This window comes from Pseudomonas sp. BRM28, assembly GCF_002939405.1.
In the GTDB taxonomy this organism is placed as follows: domain Bacteria; phylum Pseudomonadota; class Gammaproteobacteria; order Pseudomonadales; family Pseudomonadaceae; genus Aquipseudomonas; species Aquipseudomonas palmensis.
Genome location: NZ_PEFV01000001.1, coordinates 3,159,804 through 3,174,525 on the forward strand (window position 1 = coordinate 3,159,804; position 14,722 = coordinate 3,174,525).

Genomic DNA, 14,722 nt, shown 5'->3' on the forward strand with positions numbered 1-14,722 from the left:
CACGCTTTCTACCTGGCCGAGCAAAAAAGATTATTCTTGAAAGACATTTTTCAACGCCAGACTATGTGAGAGCCGAATATGAAGATCGATGACATGGACGCCTTCGTCGCCGTCATCCGCTGCCAGTCGACCAACCTTGCGGCGCAGTCGCTGCAGTTGACGCAGCCGGCCATCACACGACGCGTGCAGAACTTCGAGGAAGACCTGGGCGCCAACCTGCTCGACCGCAACACCAAGCCGCTCAAGCCCACGCCCATGGGCTGGCGCGTGTACGAACAGTGCAAGGCCATCCTGCGCGAGATCGACACCCTGCGCGAGCTGGTGGCCAGCCACGGCTCGCCCAGCGGCACCCTGCGCCTGGGCGTGCCGCAGACCATCGGCGATGTGGTGCTGCTCGATGCCCTGGCGCAGATTCGCCAGGCCTACCCCGAGCTGCGGACCCAGGTCGCCAGCGGCTGGGGCAGCGCGCTGATCGCCAGGATGGAAAACGGCGAGCTGGATGCGGCCGCCGCGCTGTTCCCCTCCGGCAAGATCTTCCCCGAAGGCATCGCCAGCCGTTCCATCGGCCGCATGCACCTGCGGGTGGTGGCCGCCAAGGGCAGCGCCAGCAAGCGCAGCTACAAGCTCAAGGACTGCTATAGCCAGGGCTGGGTGCTCAACCCCGACGGCTGCGGGTTTCGCGCCGGCTTGCAGCGCGCCTTGAGCGAGCAGGGGCTGTCGCTGCAGATCAACCTGGAAACCTTCGGCACCGAACTGCAACTGGGCCTGGTCGCCAACGGCCAGGGCCTGGGGCTGGTGCCCGAGCCGCTGCTGGCCGCCAGCCGTCATCGCGACCTGCTTGAAGTGGTCAACGTCAGCGACTTCAAGCCCCAGGTCGACCTGTGGCTGTTTCACCCCAGCTACCTGGGCAACCTGCAGGAGCCGGTGGAGCTGTTCGGCAGCGTCACGGCGCAGCGGCTGGCGCTGTAGCAGCCCCGCCCTGCCCCGCATCAGCCAAGGCAGCGGGCCTCACTCCAGCGTGATGTTGCCCGCCCGGATCACCTCGCCCCACCGTGCGCCGTCATCGGCAATCAGCTTGGCAAACCCCGCCGGGGTACTGTGCTCGACGCTGATCCCGTTCTGCGCGAACCGCTCGGCGGTCTGCGGCGCCTGGGCAATCGCGGCAATCGCCGCGCTCAACTGCTCGACCAGCTGCGGCGAAGCGCCCTTGGGCAGCACCAGGCCGAACCAGCCCGATGCCTCGAACCCCGGCAGGCCTGTCTCGCTGGCACTCGGCACCCCTGGCAGCAACGGCGAGCGCTGCGCGCTGCTGAGCACCAGCCCCTTGAGCTTGCCGGCCTGGATCTGCGGGGCCAGCACGGTGAGGGTATCCACCGCCACATCCACCTCGCCGCCCAGCACCGCCGTGACCGCCGGCGCACTGCCCTTGTACGGCACGTGCAGCAGGTCGATGCCCGCCAGGTTCTTCAGCAACTCCCCGGACAGGTGGCACAGGGTGCCGTTGCCGCACGACGAATAGCTCAACGCGCCCGGGCGCGTCTTGGCCTGGTCGATCAGCGCTTGCAGCGTGTCGACCTTGCTGGCAGCCGGTACGGCCACCACGTTGGGCACCGAGGCCAGCACCGCCACGGGCGTGAAGTCCTGCAGCGGGTCGTAGCGCAGGCCCTTCTGCAGGTTGGGCAGTATGGTCAGCTGCCCGGCGGTGGCCAGCGACAGCGTGTAGCCATCGGGTTTGGCCTTGGCCACGGCCTCGGCGGCGATTGCGGTGCCGGCACCGGGCTTGTTGTCGACCACCACCGGCTGGCCCAGCGAGGCCGACAACTGCTCGGCGTAGTAGCGCCCCACGGTATCGGCAGCGCCGCCCGGCGGGAACGGCACCACCAGGGTCACGGCGCGGCTCGGGTAGGTATCGGCCTGGGCCAGTGCGGCAACGCCCAGGGCCAGTGCGGCCAGGGCAAACTTGAGCGGTAGGATGATTTTCATGCAAAGGTCCTGGAACAGTCAGGGTTGAAGCAGCCCTCAGTCTTCACTGAAGGCCACATGACGCGTGGCGCGCACCCGCGGGATGAGCATCAGCCCCACCGCCAGCACGCACAGAATCAACAGGGTCAGGCTCAATGGCCGGGTGACGAACACCGTGGGGTCGCCCCGCGACAGCAGCATCGCCCGGCGCAGGTTCTCCTCCATCAACGGGCCGAGCAGATAGCCCAGAAGCAGTGGCGCCGGCTCGCAGCGCAGCTTGATGAACAGGTAGCCCAGCAACCCGAACGCCACCGTGAGCAGCACGTCGAACAGGCTGTTGTTGACGCTGTACACACCAATGCAGCAGAACAGCAGGATCGACGGGTACAGCAGGCGGTACGGCACCGACAGCAGCCGCACCCAGATCCCCACCAGCGGCAGGTTGAGCACCAGCAGCAACAGGTTGCCGATCCACATGCTCACGATCAGCCCCCAGAACAGCTCGGGGCGCTCGTCGATCACCTGCGGGCCCGGCACGATGCCGTGGATCATCATGGCCCCGGCCATCAGCGCCATCACCGCGTTGGAAGGCAGGCCCAGCACCAGCATCGGGATGAACGAGGTCTGCGCCCCGGCGTTGTTGGCAGACTCCGGCCCGGCCACGCCCTCGATGGCGCCCTGGCCGAAGCGCTCGGGGTGCCTGGCGATACGCTTTTCGACCATGTACGAGGCAAACGCGCCCAGCATCGCCCCGCCCCCCGGCAGCACGCCCAGCACCGCGCCCAGGCCGGTGCCGCGCAGCATCGGCTTCCAGCTGCGCCGGTAGTCTTCGCGGGTCGGCATCAGGCTGCCCACCCGCGCCACCTGGGGCGGCTGGCCGCGGCTGCGCTCCAGGTTGGCGATGATTTCGGCGATGCCGAAGATGCCCATCGAGATCACCACGAAACTGATGCCGTCGCTCAACTGGGGCAGGCCGAAGGTAAAGCGCTCCACCCCGGAATTCACGTCGGTGCCCACCAGGCCCAGCAGCAGGCCCAGCAGGGTCATGGCCACGGCCTTGAGCACGTCGCCCTGGGCCAGCACCACGGCGGCCACCAGGCCCAGCAGCATCAGCGAGAAGTACTCGGCCGGGCCGAACTTCAGCGCCACCTCGGCCAGCGGTGCGGCAGCAGCGGCCAGCAGCAGGATCGACAGGCTGCCGGCAATGAACGAACCGATCGCGGCAATGGCCAGGGCCGCCCCGGCCCGGCCCTTGCGTGCCATGGCATGGCCGTCCAGGCAGGTCACCACCGAGGACGACTCGCCCGGCAGGTTGACCAGAATCGCCGTGGTCGAGCCGCCGTACTGGGCGCCGTAATAGATGCCCGACAGCATGATCAATGCCGCCGCCGGGCTCAGGCCGTAGGTGATCGGCAACAGCATGGCGATGGTGGCCACCGGCCCCAGGCCGGGCAGCACCCCCACCAGCGTGCCCAGGGTCACACCGATCAGGCAGTACAGCAGGTTGTTCAGGGTGAAGGCGGCTTCAAGGCCGATACCCAGGTGTGCCAACAGCTCCATGGGTCGCTCCTCAGACAGGCCAGGCCGGCAAGTTCAGGCCCAGCCCGTAGCCGAACACCAGCACGCTGAACAGCCCCAGCGCGCTGCCCACCGCCAGCAGTTCGCCCAGGTGCGCCTTGTGCCGGCCCAGGCCGCTGAGCAGCGTCATGCACAGGGTCGCCAGCGCCAGGCCAAGGCTGGGCAGCAGCAGCGCGAACGCCACCACGCTGGCACTGATGGCCAGCGCCGGGCGGACGATGAACAACCCGTCCAGCGTGACCTTCTCGCGGCCCAGCCACAGGCCGCGCACCAGCAAGGCCACGCCCAGCCCGCCCAGGGCCAGGCTCACCAGCCAGGGAAAGTAGCCTGCGCCCATGCGCATCGCCGTGCCGCTGGCATAGGCGCTGCCCACCAGCAGCCCGGTCAGGCCGAAGCCCAGGAACAGGCAGCCGGCCAGCACTTCGCGGGCATCGAGGTTCAGGGTCAGGGAATGCGGGCGCGCAGTGGCGGCCCGTTGCAGAGCATCTCGCACGCAGGTCTCCAGGTGCCGGTACGGCACAAGGCAAGGCGATCCGCGCGTGCGGTCTCGGGGTGGGGTTGGGGTAGCTGCGCCGTTCAGGCGCTGCGTTGTGCCTGGCGCGCCGCGACCTTGGCGTGGGTCAGCGGGATCAGCTCGCGGCCGTAGTCGGCGGCGTCGTTGATCGGGTCGAACCCGCGAATCAGAAAGGTGGTCACGCCCAGGTCGTAGTACGCCAGCAAGGCATCGGCCACCTGCTCGGGGGTTCCCACCAGCGCGGTGGAGTTGTGCCCACCGCCAACCAGTGCAGCGATACCGGTCCACAGGCGCTCATCCACGCGCTCGCCTTGCGCCACGGTGTCCAGCAGGCGCTGCGCACCGACGCTCTGCGGCTTGTTGGCCACCACCGGGCCGGCGCGCTCCAGGCGCTGGCGAGCGGTATCGAGAATGGCATCGGCCTTGGCCCAGGCCGCAGCTTCGGTATCGGCGATGATGGGCCGGAACGACACGCTGAACTGCACCTGGCGCCCGTGCAAGGCCGCCTGGGCACGTACTGCCTGAATGGTTTCGCGGGTCTGCTCCAGCGACTCGCCCCACAGCGCGAACACATCGGCATGCTTGCCGGCCACTTCCAGGGCCGCCGCCGAAGAACCACCGAAAAACACCGGCAGGTGCGGCTTTTGCACAGGCTTGATGGCGGAGAAGGCGTTCTGCGCCTGGTAGAAGGTGCCGTGATGATCGAAGGGGGTGTCTTGGGTCCAGACCTTGCGCACCACCTCCAGAAACTCGTCGCTACGCGCATAGCGCTGGTCGTGGTCGAGGTAGTCGCCGTCCTTGCGTTGCTCGCCGTCATTGCCGCCACTGATCACGTGCAGCGCCAGGCGTCCGTCGAGCAGGTGATCGAGGGTCGCCAGCTTGCGCGCGGCCAGGGTAGGCGCCACGAAGCCGGGGCGATGCGCCAGCAGAAAGCCGATACGCGGCGCCGCCAGCCCGGCCAGGGCCGTGACCAGAAAGCCGTCGGGCTGATCCGACCAGTACCCCACCAGAATCCGGTCGAAGCCTGCCTGCTCGTGCACCTGGGCAAAACGGGTGATGTACGCCTTGTCGAAGATCGGGCCAGCCGGATCGAGGGTCTCCGAAGACAGGCGGTGGCCGATCATGCCGATGAATTGAACGCTCATGGGGGGCTCCTTGAAGAGGGCGAAGAAAGCTTATTGGTTATAGAAGGTTCTTTCTTCAAAACGAACGCTTATAAGCTACCGAGCCCGCCACCCCTTGTGAAATTCATTTTAGGCATAACCTAATATAAAAAATGATTTATATCGAAACAGCTTTAAAATTCACTTTGCGCATATTAGCTTATGCTCAATTTGAATTTTGAGAATCATCAGGCGGTTGCTAGGGTGATTCGAAACCGTAGCCAGAGCCCCGACCATGACCGACCCCCTTCGCCTGGACCGCTTGCGTCAGTTCATCGACGAACTGGCCAGCCTGCTCGACCGAGAAACCGATGAAGCGGCCCTTCTCGATGATGGCCAGCGCCTGTTGCAGCAACTGGTGGCCCATGACGATTGGCTGCCGCCAGAGCTGGCCCAGCCCAGCCCCGAACGCTATCAGCAGTACCTGCTGCACTGCGATTCGCGCCAGCGCTTCTCCATCGTCAGCTTCGTGTGGGGGCCGGGGCAGACCACGCCGGTCCACGACCACCGGGTATGGGGCCTGATCGGCATGCTGCGCGGCGCCGAATACGCCCAGGGTTTTGCCCGCAGCGAGCACGGCGCACTGCTGCCGTCCGGCAGCCCGGTGCGCCTCGAGCGCGGCCAGGTCGAGGCGGTGTCGCCGCGCATCGGCGACATCCATCAGGTCAGCAATGCCTTCGACGACCAGGTGTCGATCAGCATCCACGTGTACGGCGCCAACATCGGCGCGGTCAGGCGTGCCGTGTACCTGGCCGACGGCAGCGAGAAACCCTTCATTTCCGGTTATTCCAACACCCAACTGCCCAATCTGTGGGACCTGTCAAAAGAGAACCTTGCGCCATGAGCACCCCGACCACCCGCACCTACGCCCACCTGCGCCAGCACTTGCTGGCCAGGCATGAACTGGCCCTGATCGATGTGCGCGAAGAAGCGCCCTTCGCCGTGGAACATCCGCTGTTCGCGGCCAACATCCCGCTGTCCAGGCTTGAAATCGAAATCTACGCGCGAGTGCCCCGGCGCGATACACCGATCACCGTGTATGACGATGGCGAGGGCCTGGCGCAGATTGCGCTCCAGCGCCTGGGTCAACTTGGCTACAGCGACGTGGCCCTGCTCGAAGGCGGCCTGGCCGGCTGGCGCGAGGCCGGCGGCGAGCTGTTCCAGGATGTGAACGTACCGAGCAAGGCGTTTGGCGAACTGGTGGAAAGCCAGCGCCACACCCCTTCGCTGGCGGCCGAAGAAGTGCACGCACTGCTGAACGAAAAGGCCGACGTGGTGGTGCTGGATGCGCGTCGCTTCGACGAATACCAGACCATGAGCATTCCGGGCGGCATCAGCGTGCCGGGTGCCGAACTGGTACTGCGGGTGGCCGAGCTGGCACCGAACCCGGCCACCCGCGTGATCGTCAATTGCGCCGGGCGCACCCGCAGCATCATCGGCACCCAGTCGCTGGTCAACGCCGGCATTCCCAACCCGGTATCGGCTTTGCGCAACGGCACCATTGGCTGGACATTGGCGGGGCAGACCCTGGCCCATGGCCAATCGCGGCGCTTTGGCGACGTGAGCCCGGCCAACCGGCAGCGCGCCGCCGAACAGGCCCGGGCCGTGGCCGACAAGGCCGGCGTCGTGCGTGCGGACAGCCAGACGCTGGCGGCGTGGCGCGCCCAGGCCGATCGCAGTACTTATGTGTTCGATGTGCGCACCCCCGAGGAATTTGCCCAGGGCCACCTGCCAGGCAGCCGCTCGACGCCGGGTGGTCAGCTGGTGCAGGAAACCGACCATGTGGCCAGTGTGCGCGGGGCGCGCATCGTGCTGATCGATGACGATGGCGTGCGTGCCAACATGAGTGCGTCGTGGTTGGCGCAGATGGGCTGGGAGGTGGCGGTGCTCGATGGCTTGGGCGCAGGCGACTTCAGCGAAACGGGTGATTGGCAGCCGCCGTTGCCGGCGTTGCCGCAGCCTTCGACCATCGACCCCGAGCAGTTGGTGCAGTGGCAGGCCGACGCCGACACGGTGCTGCTCGACTTCACCACCAGTGCCAATTACGTGCAGCGGCACATACCGGGTGCGCACTGGGCGATCAGGGCACAGCTGGAGCAGGCACTGGAGCGCTTGCCGGTGGCGGGACGTTACGTGCTGACCTGCGGCAGCAGCTTGCTGGCGCGGTTCGCGGCGCAGGACCTGCAACGCCTGACCCGAGTGCCGGTGTTCGTGCTGGAGGGTGGTACGGGCCGCTGGATTGCCGAGGGGCGGCCGCTGGAGTCGGGCGAGACGCACCTGGCGGTGCCGCGCAGCGACCGTTACCGCCGGCCGTATGAAGGCACCGACAACCCGCGTGAGGCGATGCAGGGGTACCTGGATTGGGAGTTCGGGTTGGTGGCGCAGCTGGGGCGTGATGGCACCCATGGGTTCCGGGTGATCTGAACCTCTTGAGCAGACCGTATGAGGTCTGCCCCTGGCCGACAGGCCGCATACGCAGGTGCGGGCAAGGCCCGCTCCTGCTTGCTTCGGGCACAAGCACAGTAGGCGCCGGCCTTGCCGGCGAATCGAGCGCGAAGCGCTCGTACAACCTGAACCCACCGTGGATCAGGCAGCCCCCACCCGCCGAGCCGCAATCAGCGCCCTGCCACCGGCTCGAACAACGACACCGCCGCCGCATCCACCTTGCGCGGCAACAGGCCCTGGGCAAAGAACACATCGGCAATCTGCTGCTGTTCGGCCAGATGCTCCGGCTTCACCAACTGCACGTCGTAACTGCGCCGCGCATTGGCCTGCTCCACCGTGGCCACATCCAGGTTGCCCCACAACGGCCCCAGCACCTGCGCCGCCTGCGTGGGGTTGGCCTTGGTCCACTGCCCCGCCTTCTGCAACGCACCGAACACGGTTTCAAGCACCTGCGGATGCGCCTTGGCGTAATCGCTGCCCGCCAGGTAGTAACGCTGGTAGCTGGCCAGCCCCTGCCCGTCGCTCAGCACCCGCGCATGCTGCTGGCGCTGGGCGCTGGCCACGAACGGGTCCCAGGTGACCCAGGCATCGACCTTGCGGTTCTCGAACGCCGCACGGCCATCGGCCGGGATCAGGTAGGCCGGCTGGATATCGCTGAAGGTCAACCCGGCCCTGGCCAGGGCCTGTATCAACAGGTAATGGCTCCCCGCGGCCTTGGTCACCGCCACCTTCTTGCCCTTGAGGTCCGCCAGGCTGTGCAGCGGCGAATCCGCCGGCACCAGAATGGCCTGGGCCAGTGGCGATGGCGTCTCGCGGGCAAAATAGGTCAGCCGCGCCCCCGCCGCCTGGGCGAACACCGGCACGGTGTCGGCCACATCCGCCGACACATCGACATTGCCCAGGTTCAGGGCCTCCAGCAGCGGCAGGCCGCTGGCGAACTCATGCCAGCTGACCTGTATGCCCTGCTGCGCCAGCTGCTGCTCCAACGTACCCTGGGCCTTGAGCAGAATCAGCAGCGTCGAGGATTTCTGGTAACCGATGCGCAGGGTTTGCCCCGCGCTGGCGCTACCGATCAGGCTGGCGCCAAGCAGCGCGCCGATGGCCAGTTGTCGCAGACGTTTGAACGGTTGCATGGGGTCAGCTCCTGTCAGTGGGCCTGGGTCACGGCGACCCTGGCGGGCAGCACGAAGCCGCCGGCAAAGGTCGGCGCCACGTCCAGACGTTGGGCAATCAGGCCGTGGGCCTGGTAGAAGTCGGCGGTTTCCTGCTGCTCGGCGATGGTGCCGGCGTCCACGACCTGCCAGCGCAACTGGCGACGCTCGAACTGCAGCCGGGCCGCGTCCTGCGGGAAGCCGATGATCTGCGCCAGGGTCTTGGAGTAGCTGTCCAGGTTCTGGTTGGCCCACACCTGGGCCTTGGCCAGGCGCGCCAGGTAGTCCTGCAGGGCCGCGCGCCGGGCCGGGTCGGCCAACGCCTTGTCAGTCGCCGCCAGAAAGCTGTTGCCACTGGACAAGCCGCGACCATTGACCAGCACCCGGCCCTGGCCGGTGGTTTCGGCCAGCGCGGTGTAGGGCTCCCACGTCGCCCAGGCATCCACCGAACCGTTGGCCAGGGCCATCCTGGCATCCACCGGGCCAAGGAAGCGGAACTCGACGTCCTTCTCGCTCAGCCCCGCGCTGGCCAGCGCCTTGAGCGCCACGTAATGGCCAATCGAGCCGCGCCCGGTGGCGATGCGCTTGCCCTTGAGGTCGGCCGCCGCGTGCAGCGCCGACCCGGGGTCCACCAGCACGGCTGTGCCATAGGCGTCGGACTTGTCCACGGCAATCGCCTTGACCTGCGCGCCGGACGCCAGGGCGAACAGCAGCGGCGCATCACCGATGATGCCGGCGTCCACCGCGCCGGCATTGAGCGCCTCGGCCAGCGGCGCGGCAGCCGGAAACTCCGCCCACTTGATGTCATACGGCAGGTCGCGCAGCCCGTCTGCGGCCTCCAGCTGGGCACGCATGTTGCCCTTTTGGTCGCCGATACGCAGTTCGATACGCGGTTCGGCCAGCACCTGCCCGGCCAGCAGCAAGGCGCCAGCGAGGGCGAGAAGTCGTGAAATGGGTGGCATGCAGTGCACTCCTGAAGGCGATTGTAGAGCGACTCTACCGGCTCGCCATAAATCAGTGAAGTGCATTTTATGAATATCCTAATATGCAAATAACGTTTAATTATCGCCATTAGCTTATAACCATAAAGAATTTTACAGCAGAAAATTTAACGCATACGGTCATAAGCCCGCCGATCTGCACACACAACTCAGGGCGGGACGACGGCACCCCCGGGTGCTCCCTGGATTTTCTGCGATGAGTGCCTGATGAGCCTGTCTTCTATTGCCGCGCCGTACCGTTCGATCGAGTCGGCCCCTGCCCTGGCCGACCTGGACCCACTGCTGTTTACCCTGACCCGCGAGCTGGCCGCCAGCGCCGCCGAGGTGGACCGCAGCGGTGCCTTCCCCGCCGCCAACTTTGCCCTGCTGCAACGCCATGGCCTGCTCGCGCTCACCGTGCCGCGCGAGCTGGGGGGTGCCGGTGCCGACCTCGCCACCGCGCGCAAGGTGGTGGCCGCCGTGGCCAAGGGCGAGCCCTCCACCGCACTGATTCTGGTCATGCAGTACCTGCAGCACGTGCGCCTGCAGGACGACCAGCGCTGGCCGGTGTCGCTGCGCCAGCGCCTGGCCCGCGAAGCGGTGGAGCACGGCGCGCTGATCAATGCCTTCAGGGTCGAACCCGAGCTGGGCACCCCGGCCCGTGGCGGCCTGCCCGCGACCCTCGCGCGGCGTACCGCCGAAGGCTGGCGCCTGTCCGGCACCAAGCTCTACTCCACCGGCAGCCACGGCCTGAGCTGGTACCTGGTGTGGGCGCGCAGCGACGATGCCGACCCGCTGGTGGGCGGCTTTCTGGTGCACAAGGACAGCCCCGGCATCCGCATCGTCGATGAGTGGGATCACCTGGGCATGCGTGCCACCTGCAGCCACCGCGTCGAGTTCGACGATGTGCTGCTGCCGCTGGAGCATGCCGTGGCCGTCAGCCCGGCCAGCGCACCGCGCGCCGAGCTCGATGGCGAAGCTCAGCTGTGGATGGCGGTGCTGCTGGCCAGCCTCTACGACGGCGTGGCCCAGGCCGCACGCGACTGGCTGGTGAGCTTCCTGCGCGAGCGGGTGCCGTCCAACCTCGGCCAGCCGCTGGCCAGCCTGCCGCGCTTTCAGGAGCGGGTCGGGCGCATCGATACCCTGCTGTTCGCCAACCGCAACCTGCTCGACTCCGCGGCCAGCGGCCAGGTCACCGCGCAGCACGCCGGGCAGCTCAAGCAACTGGTCACGCACAACGCCATCCAGGCCGTGGAGCTGGCCATCGAGGCCAGCGGCAACCCAGGGCTTTCGCGGCACAACCCGCTGGAGCGGCACTACCGCAACGTGCTGTGCAGCCGCATCCACACCCCGCAGGATGACGTGGTGTTCCACAGTGCCGGGCGCTCGGCGCTGAGCCAGGAAGCGCCGTGACCCTCGCCCCCGGCTGACAGCGGCCGACCGGCCACGCACCGCCGCCCTCCAAATCGGCCTATGCTCAAACAGGCCTGCCGGCGGAGGTGCACATGTGCGGACGACTGAGCCAGTACCACGGCATCCACGAGTTCGTGGACGCCCTGAGCATGCCCAACCCACTGGTCAACCGCGTGGGCGATGCGCCGCTTGGGCACTACAACGTGGCCCCCACCACCCAGCTGGCGGTACTCGGCCTGCAGCATGAAACCCTGCACGCCGACCTGCTGCGCTGGGGCTGGCGGCCACACTGGGCGCAGGACAAGCCGGCACCGATCAATGCCCGCGTCGAGAAGGTGGCCCACGGCCCGTTCTTTCGCGCCATCTGGCCGCACCGGCTGATCGTGCCGGTCGACAACTGGTTCGAATGGGTCGATGAAGGCGGGCCGAAGAAGCAGCCCTACCTGATCCGCCGCCGCGATGGACGCCCTGCCCTGTGTGCGGCCATCGGCCAGCTGGGCGACCCACCCGGCGAACAGGACGGCTGCGTGATCATCACGGCCGACAGCCAGGGCGGCCTGCTGGATGTGCATGACCGGCGCCCGGTGGTGCTGGCTGCAGATGCGGCACGCCACTGGCTGGCCCCCGCCACCTCCAAGGCATACGCCGAACAGCTGTTGCTGGACCTCGCCGAGCCCGCCCAGGTGTTCGAGTGGTACCCCGTGGACAGCGCCGTGGGCAACAGTCGCAACCAGGGCCCGGCCCTGGTGCAGCGCCGGCACCCCTGAACGGCGCCTACTCGCCCAGGTACGCCTTCTGCACCTGCTCGTTGTGCAGCAGGTCGCTGGCCTGGCCTTCCAGCGCGATGCGCCCGCCATCGATCACATAGGCGCGCTGGCAGGTCTGCAAGGCAAGCCTGGCGTTCTGCTCCACCAGCAACAGGGTCACGCCGCCCTTGACCACCTCGACGATGGTTTCGAAGATCTTCTGCACGATGATCGGCGCCAGGCCCATCGACGGCTCGTCGAGCAACAGCAGCTTGGGCCTGCCCATCAATGCCCGGGAAATCGCCAGCATCTGCTGCTCGCCGCCCGACATGGTGCCGGCCAGCTGAAAGGCGCGCTCCTTGAGCCGCGGGAAGATGCCGAACATGCGTTCGATATCGGCCTGGATCGCGTCCTTGCCGTCGGTTCGCGAGAACGCACCCATCTCCAGGTTCTCGTACACCGTCAGCTTGGGGAAGATCCCGCGGCCTTCCGGCACCAGCGCCAGGCCCTGGCGGATCAGGTCGTAGCTCTTGATCGCCGCATGCGCCTTGCCATCGAAGGTGATCTGCCCGGCCACCGGGCTGAGCAGGCCGGCCAGGGTCTTGAGGGTGGTGGTCTTGCCGGCGCCGTTGGCGCCGATCAACGCGACCATTTCGCCCTCGCGGATGTGCAGGTCGATGCCCTTGATCGCCTGGATGGCCCCGTAGGCCACCTGCAGGTCGCGTACTTCAAGAATGTTCTTCATGTTCAGGCCACCGCCTCCGAACCCAGATAGGCCTCGATTACCCGAGGGTCCCTTTGCACATCGGCCGGCAGGCCATCGGCGATCTTCCTGCCGAATTCCAGCACGGTGACGTGATCGCACAAGCCCATCACCAGCTTCACGTCATGCTCGATCAGCAGCACCGTCTTGCCGTCGGCCTTCATCTTGCACATCAGCTGGCGCAGGCCTTCGGTCTCGGAGGCGTTCATGCCGGCCGCCGGTTCGTCCAGGGCAATCAGCAAGGGTTCGGTGGCCAGCGAGCGGGCAATTTCCAGACGCCGCTGGTCGCCGTAGGACAGGTTCTTGGCCAGTTCCCCGGCCAGGTGCCCGATGCCCACGTAGGCCAGCCAGTGCCGCGCAGCCTGGCGAATCTCGCGCTCTTCGCGCACGCAGGCCGGGGTGCGGAACACGGCCCCGAACACCCCGCAGCGGGTGCGTACATGGCGACCGATCATCACGTTTTCCAGCGCGGTCATGTTGTGGAACAGCCGGATGTTCTGGAAGGTGCGCGAGATACCCGCCTCCACCACCTTGTGCGGCTTGCTGATGTTCAGCGGCTTGCCGTCGAACTCGACCTTGCCCTCTTCGGCCCGGTACAGCCCGGTAAGCACGTTGAACAGGGTGGTCTTGCCCGCGCCGTTGGGGCCCAGCAGGCCGCGGATCTCGCCGCGCCGGATCGACAGGTCGATGCCGTGCAGGGCCTGCAGGCCGCCAAAGAACTTGCTGACCGAACGCAGCTCCAGTAATACGTCGCTCATACCTTGTCCGCCTGTTGGGCCGGGTGATCGAAGGCCGGCGTGCTCGCGGGCACCGTGGTGCTCAGCGCGGTCGCCGCCGGGGTGGGCTCGGGGTCGCCGTCATGCAGCTCGGCGCGGCGTCGGTTGGACGGCCACAGGCCCTCGGGCCGGTAGCGCATCACCAGAATCAACGCCAGGCCGAACACCAGCATGCGCAGGGTCGAGGCATCCAGCACGTTGCGCAGCACCTCGCGGCTGACGAAGGTCACGTTGTCCATCACGAACGGCTGTATCCAGTTGACCAGGTCGCGGAACACCTCGGGCATCACCGACAGGATCAACGCCCCAAGCACCACGCCGCGAATCGAGCCCATGCCGCCGAGCACCACCATCGCCAGCACCATGATCGACTCCATCAGGGTGAACGACTCGGGGCTGACGAAGCCCTGGTAGCTGGAGAACAGCACCCCGGACACCCCGCCAAAGGTCGCGCCCATGGCAAATGCCAGCAGCTTGAGGTTGCGCTTGTTCAGGCCCATGGCCTCGGCCGCCACCTCGTCCTCGCGCAGGGCCATCCAGGCCCGCCCGATGCGCGAGACTTCGAGGCGCTTGGACAGCACGATGGCGAAGATCACCACCACCAGGAAGAACAGGTAGTAGCTGATCACCGGGGTGACCTTGAGCCCGAACAGGCTCCATGAGGTCTGCAGCGACAGCAGCGCCTCGGGCGCCTGCCCTGCGGCATGCGACCAGGCCCCGCCGTCGATGTGCAAGGGTGCGATGTTGCTGATGCCCTGCGGCCCGTTGGTGATGTTCACCGGCTGGTCGAGGTTGTTCATGAAGATGCGGATGATCTCGCCAAAGCCCAGGGTCACGATGGCCAGGTAGTCGCCGCGCAGCTTGAGCACCGGGGCGCCGATCAGCACCCCGCAGATGGCCGCGGCAATCGCTGCCAGCGGGATGATCACCCACAGCGGCCAGTTCAGCACGCCGTCCACCAGCCCGGCCATGTTCAGGTGCGGCGAGGCCAGCAAGGCGTACAGGTAGGCGCCGATGGCATAGAAGCCGATGTAGCCCATGTCGAGCAGGCCGGCGTAGCCGATCACGATGTTCAGGCCCAGTGCCAGCAGCACGTAGAGCATGGCAAAGCCGAGGATGCGTACCCAGGTGGGCCCCAGAAACGGAATGCTGTCGACGACGAAGGGCAAGGCCACGAACGCCAGGATCAGCAGCAGGTACTGTGCGGTTTGGTTTTTCATGTGCGTTGCCT

General features: G+C 66.9%; 14 protein-coding genes. 5 read left to right on the plus strand and 9 right to left on the minus strand.

The features are described 5' to 3' along the window. Positions 1 to 78: 78 nt before the first annotated feature. Positions 79 to 969: a LysR family transcriptional regulator gene (locus CR917_RS14905; protein WP_058540326.1), complete on the plus strand. Its 891-nt coding sequence runs from the start codon at positions 79 to 81 to the stop codon at positions 967 to 969. A 39-nt stretch (positions 970 to 1,008) separates the two neighbouring features. Here the strand turns inward: CR917_RS14905 and CR917_RS14910 are convergent, their stop codons facing one another. From CR917_RS14910 to CR917_RS14925, 4 genes are all read right to left on the minus strand, one after another. Further along, positions 1,009 to 1,983, minus strand: coding sequence for a tripartite tricarboxylate transporter substrate binding protein (locus CR917_RS14910; RefSeq protein WP_104572557.1), 975 nt, complete (start codon positions 1,981 to 1,983; stop codon positions 1,009 to 1,011). 36 nt (positions 1,984 to 2,019) lie between these two features. Continuing rightward, positions 2,020 to 3,522, minus strand: coding sequence for a tripartite tricarboxylate transporter permease (locus CR917_RS14915; protein ID WP_043864035.1), 1,503 nt, complete (start codon positions 3,520 to 3,522; stop codon positions 2,020 to 2,022). 10 nt (positions 3,523 to 3,532) lie between these two features. Then, positions 3,533 to 4,033: a tripartite tricarboxylate transporter TctB family protein gene (locus tag CR917_RS14920; protein WP_256589678.1), complete on the minus strand. Its 501-nt coding sequence runs from the start codon at positions 4,031 to 4,033 to the stop codon at positions 3,533 to 3,535. 83 nt (positions 4,034 to 4,116) lie between these two features. After that, positions 4,117 to 5,199 (minus strand): LLM class flavin-dependent oxidoreductase, encoded by a 1,083-nt coding sequence (locus CR917_RS14925; RefSeq protein WP_104572558.1) that lies wholly within the window; start codon positions 5,197 to 5,199, stop codon positions 4,117 to 4,119. A 253-nt stretch (positions 5,200 to 5,452) separates the two neighbouring features. Here CR917_RS14925 and CR917_RS14930 point away from each other — a divergent pair, with 253 nt between their 5' ends. Beyond that, positions 5,453 to 6,061, plus strand: a complete 609-nt coding sequence (locus CR917_RS14930) for a cysteine dioxygenase (RefSeq protein ID WP_088514431.1) — start codon at positions 5,453 to 5,455, stop codon at positions 6,059 to 6,061. After that, the gene (locus tag CR917_RS14935) at positions 6,058 to 7,641 is read left to right on the plus strand and encodes a rhodanese-related sulfurtransferase (protein WP_104572559.1); all 1,584 of its coding nucleotides are present in this window, start codon (positions 6,058 to 6,060) and stop codon (positions 7,639 to 7,641) included. The genes CR917_RS14930 and CR917_RS14935 overlap by 4 nt, the downstream gene beginning before the upstream one ends. 191 nt (positions 7,642 to 7,832) lie before the next feature. On the opposite strand, the gene CR917_RS14940 is transcribed toward CR917_RS14935, so the two are convergent. Together CR917_RS14940 and CR917_RS14945 are read right to left on the minus strand one after the other, a co-directional pair. Further along, positions 7,833 to 8,795 (minus strand): aliphatic sulfonate ABC transporter substrate-binding protein, encoded by a 963-nt coding sequence (locus CR917_RS14940; protein WP_054914347.1) that lies wholly within the window; start codon positions 8,793 to 8,795, stop codon positions 7,833 to 7,835. Between the two features lie 14 nt (positions 8,796 to 8,809). Continuing rightward, complete coding sequence (locus tag CR917_RS14945; protein ID WP_213085786.1) at positions 8,810 to 9,775, minus strand: ABC transporter substrate-binding protein; 966 nt, start codon at positions 9,773 to 9,775, stop codon at positions 8,810 to 8,812. A 246-nt stretch (positions 9,776 to 10,021) separates the two neighbouring features. On the opposite strand from CR917_RS14945, the gene CR917_RS14950 reads away from it, so the two are divergent. Continuing rightward, a complete protein-coding gene (locus CR917_RS14950) occupies positions 10,022 to 11,206 on the plus strand; it encodes an acyl-CoA dehydrogenase family protein (protein WP_054914345.1) in 1,185 nt (394 codons plus the stop codon). Between the two features lie 92 nt (positions 11,207 to 11,298). Continuing rightward, positions 11,299 to 11,973, plus strand: coding sequence for an SOS response-associated peptidase (locus tag CR917_RS14955; protein WP_104572560.1), 675 nt, complete (start codon positions 11,299 to 11,301; stop codon positions 11,971 to 11,973). A 7-nt stretch (positions 11,974 to 11,980) separates the two neighbouring features. On the opposite strand, the gene CR917_RS14960 is transcribed toward CR917_RS14955, so the two are convergent. From CR917_RS14960 to CR917_RS14970, 3 genes are read right to left on the minus strand one after another with little or no spacing between them, the layout of a single operon-like run. Next, positions 11,981 to 12,697 carry an ABC transporter ATP-binding protein gene (locus CR917_RS14960; protein ID WP_043864043.1) on the minus strand — a complete coding sequence of 239 codons (717 nt, stop codon included), beginning with the start codon at positions 12,695 to 12,697 and terminating at the stop codon, positions 11,981 to 11,983. A 2-nt stretch (positions 12,698 to 12,699) separates the two neighbouring features. Next, the gene (locus CR917_RS14965) at positions 12,700 to 13,473 is read right to left on the minus strand and encodes an ABC transporter ATP-binding protein (protein WP_054914344.1); all 774 of its coding nucleotides are present in this window, start codon (positions 13,471 to 13,473) and stop codon (positions 12,700 to 12,702) included. Then, positions 13,470 to 14,711, minus strand: coding sequence for an ABC transporter ATP-binding protein (locus CR917_RS14970; RefSeq protein ID WP_043864045.1), 1,242 nt, complete (start codon positions 14,709 to 14,711; stop codon positions 13,470 to 13,472). Before CR917_RS14970 ends, CR917_RS14965 begins: the two co-directional genes overlap by 4 nt. Between the last annotated feature and the right edge of the window lie 11 nt (positions 14,712 to 14,722).